General features: G+C 44.3%; 5 protein-coding genes. 2 read left to right on the forward strand and 3 right to left on the reverse strand.

Annotation, left to right across the window (positions count from 1 at the left end; all coding sequences use genetic code 11):
- Positions 1 to 122: 122 nt before the first annotated feature.
- Positions 123 to 650 (forward strand): RNA polymerase sigma factor, encoded by a 528-nt coding sequence (locus N7974_RS19775; RefSeq protein ID WP_262967257.1) that lies wholly within the window; start codon positions 123 to 125, stop codon positions 648 to 650.
- 257 nt (positions 651 to 907) lie between these two features.
- On the opposite strand, the gene N7974_RS19780 is transcribed toward N7974_RS19775, so the two are convergent.
- Together N7974_RS19780 and N7974_RS19785 are read right to left on the reverse strand one after the other, a co-directional pair.
- A complete protein-coding gene (locus tag N7974_RS19780; RefSeq protein ID WP_262967258.1) occupies positions 908 to 2143 on the reverse strand; it encodes a PepSY-associated TM helix domain-containing protein in 1236 nt (411 codons plus the stop codon).
- A 400-nt stretch (positions 2144 to 2543) separates the two neighbouring features.
- Positions 2544 to 5033: a TonB-dependent siderophore receptor gene (locus N7974_RS19785; protein ID WP_262967259.1), complete on the reverse strand. Its 2490-nt coding sequence runs from the start codon at positions 5031 to 5033 to the stop codon at positions 2544 to 2546.
- Between the two features lie 611 nt (positions 5034 to 5644).
- Between N7974_RS19785 and N7974_RS19790 the strand changes: the two genes are divergently transcribed.
- The gene (locus N7974_RS19790; protein WP_262967260.1) at positions 5645 to 6622 is read left to right on the forward strand and encodes a FecR family protein; all 978 of its coding nucleotides are present in this window, start codon (positions 5645 to 5647) and stop codon (positions 6620 to 6622) included.
- A 203-nt stretch (positions 6623 to 6825) separates the two neighbouring features.
- On the opposite strand, the gene N7974_RS19795 is transcribed toward N7974_RS19790, so the two are convergent.
- The coding region (locus tag N7974_RS19795; RefSeq protein WP_262967261.1) for a hypothetical protein at positions 6826 to 7026 on the reverse strand (201 nt) is incomplete at its 5' end.

Here is a 7026-nt window from a genome sequence, read left to right on the forward strand (position 1 = left end):
TCAGGCTTGTGTCTTGGTAATTGAGCATAAGGAGTCATGGCTATCCGTGTTTTCAGAGGTAGATCACTATTTTAACCTTATAAAGGCCAAATTCTATGTCGATTATTTAGGAAAGATGTCTAATGAAAAAGGATTTGAACTTGAACGTAGAAGCTATTTACTTAACCCACCAATCCGAATTGCGGTTTCATTTAACTCGAATTGTTGACTGCCCAGATATAGCTGCCGATCTTGTTCAAGAAAGCTTCATTATTTTTTTCCGTGAAGCAAAAAGACAAACTATCGACCATCCGCGTGGCTTTCTATTCAGAATTGCTAAAAACCTTGCTTACGATCACATCAAGCATAGAAAAATAACGGAAAATTACCAACAAACGAAAGATCAGGCCTTACTACCGTCAAGTGAATTCCCCTCCGCCGAAAAACTTGCCTCCATCGATGAAAGGTTAGCCGCCATCACGCGAATATTGGATGACTTGCCTTTGCGTACGCGGGAGATATTTATCCTCAATAGAGTTTACGGCATGACCTATGTTGAAACTGCCAAGGAACTTAATATATCCGATAGCGCCGTTGAAAAACATATGGCCAAAGCTTTATTACATTGCCGTAAACAATTCAAAATCCAGCAACTGGATAGCGACCACTAAAGTGTTTTAGTTGATATTCCGCCCCCTATTACCAAGAATTAGCATATAACCTGGATATAACCGCCGAGTAAATTAAGAAATTGGTAATCAAAATTTTCGGCAGTTAAGATACAAATGGTCTGGACAGGTCACTTTCGAATACGTATCTATAATATATCGACGCATTGTCGACCCTGAACGTTCGCATCAGAGAATAAAGAGCTGAGGGGATTTTTATCTATATGTTCACCGTACTGTTTTATTAACCTTATCATTTTTCAAGCGCTGACCGAAGCCGCAGCCTTTTTCCGGGCTTTTCGCTTTTGCAGCCAACGAATCACTCCGGTTACAAATAACACCGGACAGGCTAAACCGGTGATAAAGACCAAAATACGCCCAGTCATACCGAACGCCCGTCCGGAATGTAGTGGCCATTGCCAATGTGTGAACACTTCCCCCGCTGTGCCGATAGTCGGATCATCCACATCCAGTATTTTTCCGCTATAGCGATCCATCACTACGCAACGCCGCTGCAATAGGCTGCCGGGCGCATTAACGCCATCCTGGCATACCGTATAGGTTTTTGTTGCTGAAGGAGCGCCATAAATAAAATGCGGCCGACCGGTTGGGTAACGTTGTACGGCAATGGCGACCGCTTGATCCATACCGATGGCTTGGGTATTAGCGGTCGGCGGAGTGGATTGGAACCAATAACGGTAAGTCACCGGCGAGAACAGCTCCAGCACCGGCACAACCTGATGCGGCAGCACCATGTATATTCCGGAAAACAACACTGGAATCATCGCCAAAGTCGTATAAAACCCCACTGTTTTGTGTAAATCGTAATTAAAGCGGACGCAGCCGGATTTAGGTTTGAAGCTCATCGCCTGCCGCCAACGCCCAGTCAGCGGCCACCAAACAATCAAACCGGTTAGCACCGAAATCATCAATAAAGCCCCGGACAGTCCTACCACCACTGTACTGACATCCTGCGATGAAATCAGCAGTGCGTAATGCAGTTTGAATATAAAATCGACAAAGGTTTTCGGAATAATACTATCCGAGCGATCCTGCAAGTACTTGCCGGTTACCGTTGCCGTATAGGGATTGACAGCAACCTGCCATATTTCGCGTACGCCGTCCGTCGTTAGAACTGCATATCTGAGCTTAAAAGCCGCTTGCTCATTGCGCGGGTAGGTGGCGAACGTATGTTTGGCTCGTGTCGGCATGGCTTTTCGACCAGCCTCGAAAATAGCTGCCAAGGGCTGATAAACCATTGAATATTCCGGCTGCTTGACGATTAACAACTCGCTGCTAAGCCATTCATCGATTTCTTCATGAAATACCAAGATACTGCCGGTAATACCGTAAATAGACAGCAAAAATCCCAGGCTTAAGCCTAGCCATAGATGTACCGCTAGCCAGTTTTTGCGCCGGGCTTTAAGCCGGGATAGGCGTTGATTTGGTAAATGTTGTTGAGTTATCGAATCGGCCTGGTTCATATCATTATTCATCCTTCCTTTCTGAGGCTAGTTCCCAAGCTCGAGCTCTTATCGTTAGACACAAGTATGTAAGAACACCCAAAGCTTATCATTCCGTCAGGCATTAAGGAGTCTTACAGCCATTTGTGTTTAACGACGAGTTATCCAAAGACTGTGAAAATATTATCAAAAAACGGGTTAAAAACATTATTCACCACGAAGTACACGAGGAAAATAATCGCTTTTATTCAATCTATTGAAAACTTCGTATCCTTCCTTCCTGCCTTCGCAGTGAGTTTTTTAATTTTGTAGAAAAAACGAATACTTTCACAGTTTGTCCAAATTGGAAATTAGGTCACAGAAGCGCTATCTTGGGGTTTCGTGAAGTTAAAGTTTTGTTGCATGAAACCATGCAATCCGAGTGCAACTTTAACTAATATTCCAACTTCAACGAGCCCATTACCGAAATCGGTGCAGCGACAAGTACCGAAACGCGACCGCCGTTGTATGCAGAACTATCGCTAAAATAATCCTTGTTCAGCAGATTATTAATATTTAACTGAGTTGTTAATCGGGATTTACCGATGGGCTGGATATAAGCCGCCATCGCGTCTGTCCTGGCATATCCGGGTAATTGGTAGGTGTTGGCGGCATCGCCCTGCCGACTGCTGACTAGTACTTCACCAAGTCCCACTTTGAATCGTTCGGTGAGTTGGTAAGTACCCCAAACGCTAGCCTGATGATCCGGCACGTTCGATAATTTATTACCCACAATCCCGGAATTATCCTTGGTGACCCGGGTATCGGTAAAAGCATATGTGGTAATCAAATTAATCTTTTCGGTCACTTGGCCTTTAATATCGACTTCGATCCCCTTGCTACGTGCCTCGCCTATCGCAAGATTGAACAGCCGATTATTGGGATCAGCTGTCAAAGTATTGCTTTTTGTCAAGTGATAAAAAGCCACTGAAGTCGATAACTGCTTGTCAAATAGTTCATTTTTAAATCCAACTTCAAATTGTTCGCCGACTTGTGGATCAAATTGTTTGCCTGTAGCTGAAAATCCACTATTGCCGTTAAAGGATTGCGAATAGTTACTGTACAAGGATAACCACTCCCAGGGCTGATATAGCAAACCGACTCTTGGACTGAAGTTTTGTGTCTCTATATCGCTGAAGCTGTTGTTCGCCTGTTGCACCGAAGTTGTTGAAGTTCCTCTTCCATTTAACGACCAATCATAGCGACCGCCGCCCATAATATGCAGCTTATCCAAAAGCGTAATTTGATCCTGAAAATAAACGCCAAACCATTGATCAAGGCGTGTCTGAAAGCTATTATTGGCTTGTTTATCAATAGCCGTTTGGTTGGCTTGGTTGTAAACCGGATTGTAAATATCTATAGTCGGCACAGCGGCTATAGCGCCGTTAAAACTAGATGAGCCTGGCCACTTATTATGATAGAAATCACCACCAATCAATATATCGTGCCGAGTGCCGAACAAGTCAAATTTTCCGTTCAAATCTAAATTGGTAGTAAAAGTCTCCCAACTTTGTTGGACCTTGAATAACCCCCTGTTCAAGGTTCGGTTGTCTGCCCGCATACTCATCGGAATTATATCAGTTTCCTTTTGACTCCAATCTTCCCAAAGAAATCGGTTAGTTAGTTTCCATTTATCATTAAAATTGAATTTCCAGTCGGCTCCGATCAATACGTTTTCCTGTTCACCCCGATACGCTGCCGAATCCCCAAGGAAAGTATTAGATGGTAACTTAACGGGGCGGTTGGCACCTTTTAGCACCGGCACTCCATAATCATTAACAAAGTTGTCGTGCTTGTATTCCAGCTCTAAATTGGCTTCAAATTTATCATTCGGTCGCCAGCTTAAAGTAGGTGCAATAAAAACACGATCATTGTTGACCATATCCTTAAAAGACCCATTGTCGAGATAAGTCGCGTTGAATCGGTACAAGAGAGTTTTAGCATCGTCAATGGGGCCTGTCGCATCGACAGTAGTGCGATAAAGATCATAAGAGCCGAACTGCTGTTGCAACGCATAATAAGGCGTCGCCAACGGTTTTTTGGTAGTGATGTTAACTATGCCGCCTGGTTCGATACGCCCATAAAGTGCTGCAGCAGGGCCTTTCAGTACTTCGAGCTGCTCAATATTAGATGGTTCGTAAAAATTACTGGGGGACAGCAAGCCGTTACGATAAGCATTACCGACGAGACCGGTGGTGAATCCGCGAATAATAAAGTTATCATATAAAACACCTGACCCGGTTCTAGCCGATACGCCACTAACATTTCGATTGAGCGAATCCAGGATATTGATATTTTGTTGATCGTTCATCACCACCTTCGGTACAACTTGTATCGAAGCCGGCGTCAACATGATCGGCGTATCGGTCTTGGTGGCAGTGGTGGCAGTGGTGGCAGTGGTGGCAGTGGTGCGATTGTAATTGGGGTTATAAGGATCGTCATCAGCATAGCTTGATTTACCTGTTACCGTCATTTCTTTCAATGTGACGCTATCCGATTTAGGATCCGCATCCACCACTTTCTGCAAAGTCACGCCATTGCTTCCGGTCAAACGATAGGTCAAGCCGGTTCCCCGTAACAGTTCGTTCATGCCTTCTTGTACACTGTAACCACCTTTAAGCGGCTTGGCTTTTAAGCCTGTTACCATAGCAGTGGGATAACTTAATTCCATGCCCGTTTGCTCTGCAAAACGGTTCAATGCCGAAGCCAAATCAGCGGACGGCAGGTTAAATTGAATTTTTTGGGCTTTGTCTGCGTCCGATAATGCCGGTACAGCGTAACAACACGTCAAAATAAAAACCCCTTTTACGAAACAGCCTTTGAGCTTTTTTCCGGGATTAAGCGCAATTTCACCGGACAAAACATTTTTCTTTTTATTAATCATTCTAAAATTTCCCTTAGTCGTTTCGTGCTCGGGTTAAGTCCTAAAAAACCGAACTTATTACTTGCAGATAGCGCTGTTAGTACAAGCTATGCGTTTACCCAAAGGAGACGAGCGAACTTGAAATTTACCTCATCCGGAAAATGATTTTGTTGTAACTATTAATATTCCGACGCCGGAATAAAGCTACTTCGCCTAAAGCAGGCTTGATAGCGCATCAACGATTCGCTATCCAACAAAGCGCATGCGAGACCTAAGTTCTTGGTTAGCATTAATTAGGTCGGGTAAATTTAACGCTACAAAACTGAAATTGCTGACATGGGATTCGAAAAAATCAAAATAATTTAAGTACCAAGAGGGTGTCCAAGAATAAAAAACCGACTGCGGAAAAGCAATTTCTGCCAGAAATCCCGCTCATTTCGTTACACGTACAAACTATTTCTATAAAATGACCAAAAAATCCGACTTAAAATGGCTTTTCCTCGTTACGATCCCTGTTCTCGGACAGCCTTGCAATTACTTGGGCAGGATTTACACTCACTTGATTCGCCAGTTGTATTTATCACTTATTTGATTTAAAGGGAGTTTGATATGCAGAAACTGAGCAGTTACCTATGAAACAGAAAAACGAGATGAACCGCTTGGAATCCGATATTAATAATGACCTTGATGAGCAAGCGGTGGCTTGGTTTATTCGGTTACGAGCTGACAATGTCTCCAGAGAGGAAAAAGCGTCATTTCTTATATGGCTTAATCAGGCTGACTTGCACCGTGAAACCTTCAATGAAATTAGTAAGCTTTGGGGCGATACCGATCTGCTGCAAGCACTCGGTGAAACTGCTCAAAAACATAACATCGCACCGCCAAAGAAAACTCTATCCATTAATTTCATAGTGCCACTGGCGATGGCGGCCTGTCTGGTCATATCCTTGCTGTTTGGCAACGAACTGGTGATATTGATGCAAGGCGACTATTCGACTAAGGTGGGGGAGCGCAGAACCGTTTATTTCGATGACGGCTCTACAGCAATGCTTAATACTGACAGCTCCATCGCCGTTAGCATGGATGGCTCGCAACGCAGAGTCGAGCTATTGAAGGGCGAGGTCTATTTTGAGGTTAAACCCGACCCCAATCGGCCATTTATTGTCCAGGCCAGTCATTCGACGACCCGTGTACTGGGAACCCGATTTTTCGTGCATGAAAAAAGCGAGAGCGACGAAGTCAAAGTCGTGTCTGGTCGGGTTGAAGTGATAGATCGGCGCACCTTGAAGCAGCCCCTTGTTTTGCATGATGGCGAAGCTGTGTCAGTCAATGCCGCAGGACTTGGTGAAACCAGGTTACTAAACTCGGCGCTGACAACCTCCTGGGTGAACGGTTTTCTGGTGTTTGAGAATGCTTCTCTGGAAAGCGTCATCAGCCAAATCCGCCGCTACAGAACCGGTGTGGTGATTTATAAGGACAATACCTTGCGAGAACTCAAAATCAATGGCCGTATCAATTTACGTGAATCGAACGACATGCTGAAAGTATTGGGAAAAAATTTGTCGGTAAATATGACCTATCTGACCGACTGGCTGGTGATTGTCGGCTAAGAATCAGAGACCGGACGATCAGATATTGGATGTCAATGACGGCTGTGGGTCGATTGAACTCAGTAACGAACGGCGGCTTTCAGGAATGGGATTTGATTGACCGCTCTCCGGTGACGAATCTGATGAGACGACAGTCGCGTCGCGACCCATAAGCGACATTGGGATATAGATTTAGGCTTCCCTATACCTGTCATTCGCGAAGCTTAGTAAACGGCAATAAACGGGTTTTGGTTCATGAAACTGTCTTTCACCATAGACGCCCATAATACTTGTCTTGCCACGATACGAAATGGTTGCAATGCTGATGGCCATGTAAAAATAAGCTGGTTGCGCTTTTCCATAAAAACATCAATGGCCAGAAATTTATTTAATAGCGCATAAAACTGTCTTGGGAATACATGTGA

Source organism: Methylobacter psychrophilus (assembly GCF_025583945.1).
Lineage (GTDB): Bacteria > Pseudomonadota > Gammaproteobacteria > Methylococcales > Methylomonadaceae > Methylobacter_C > Methylobacter_C psychrophilus.

Bases quoted from the DNA above. Each gene is read 5' to 3' on its own strand.
- N7974_RS19780 (WP_262967258.1), bottom strand. From the start codon at position 2,143: ATGAATAATGATATGAACCAGGCCGATTCGATAACTCAACAACATTTA.
- N7974_RS19775 (WP_262967257.1), top strand. From the start codon at position 123: ATGAAAAAGGATTTGAACTTGAACGTAGAAGCTATTTACTTAACCCAC.
- N7974_RS19785 (WP_262967259.1), bottom strand. From the start codon at position 5,033: ATGATTAATAAAAAGAAAAATGTTTTGTCCGGTGAAATTGCGCTTAAT.
- N7974_RS19790 (WP_262967260.1), top strand. From the start codon at position 5,645: ATGAAACAGAAAAACGAGATGAACCGCTTGGAATCCGATATTAATAAT.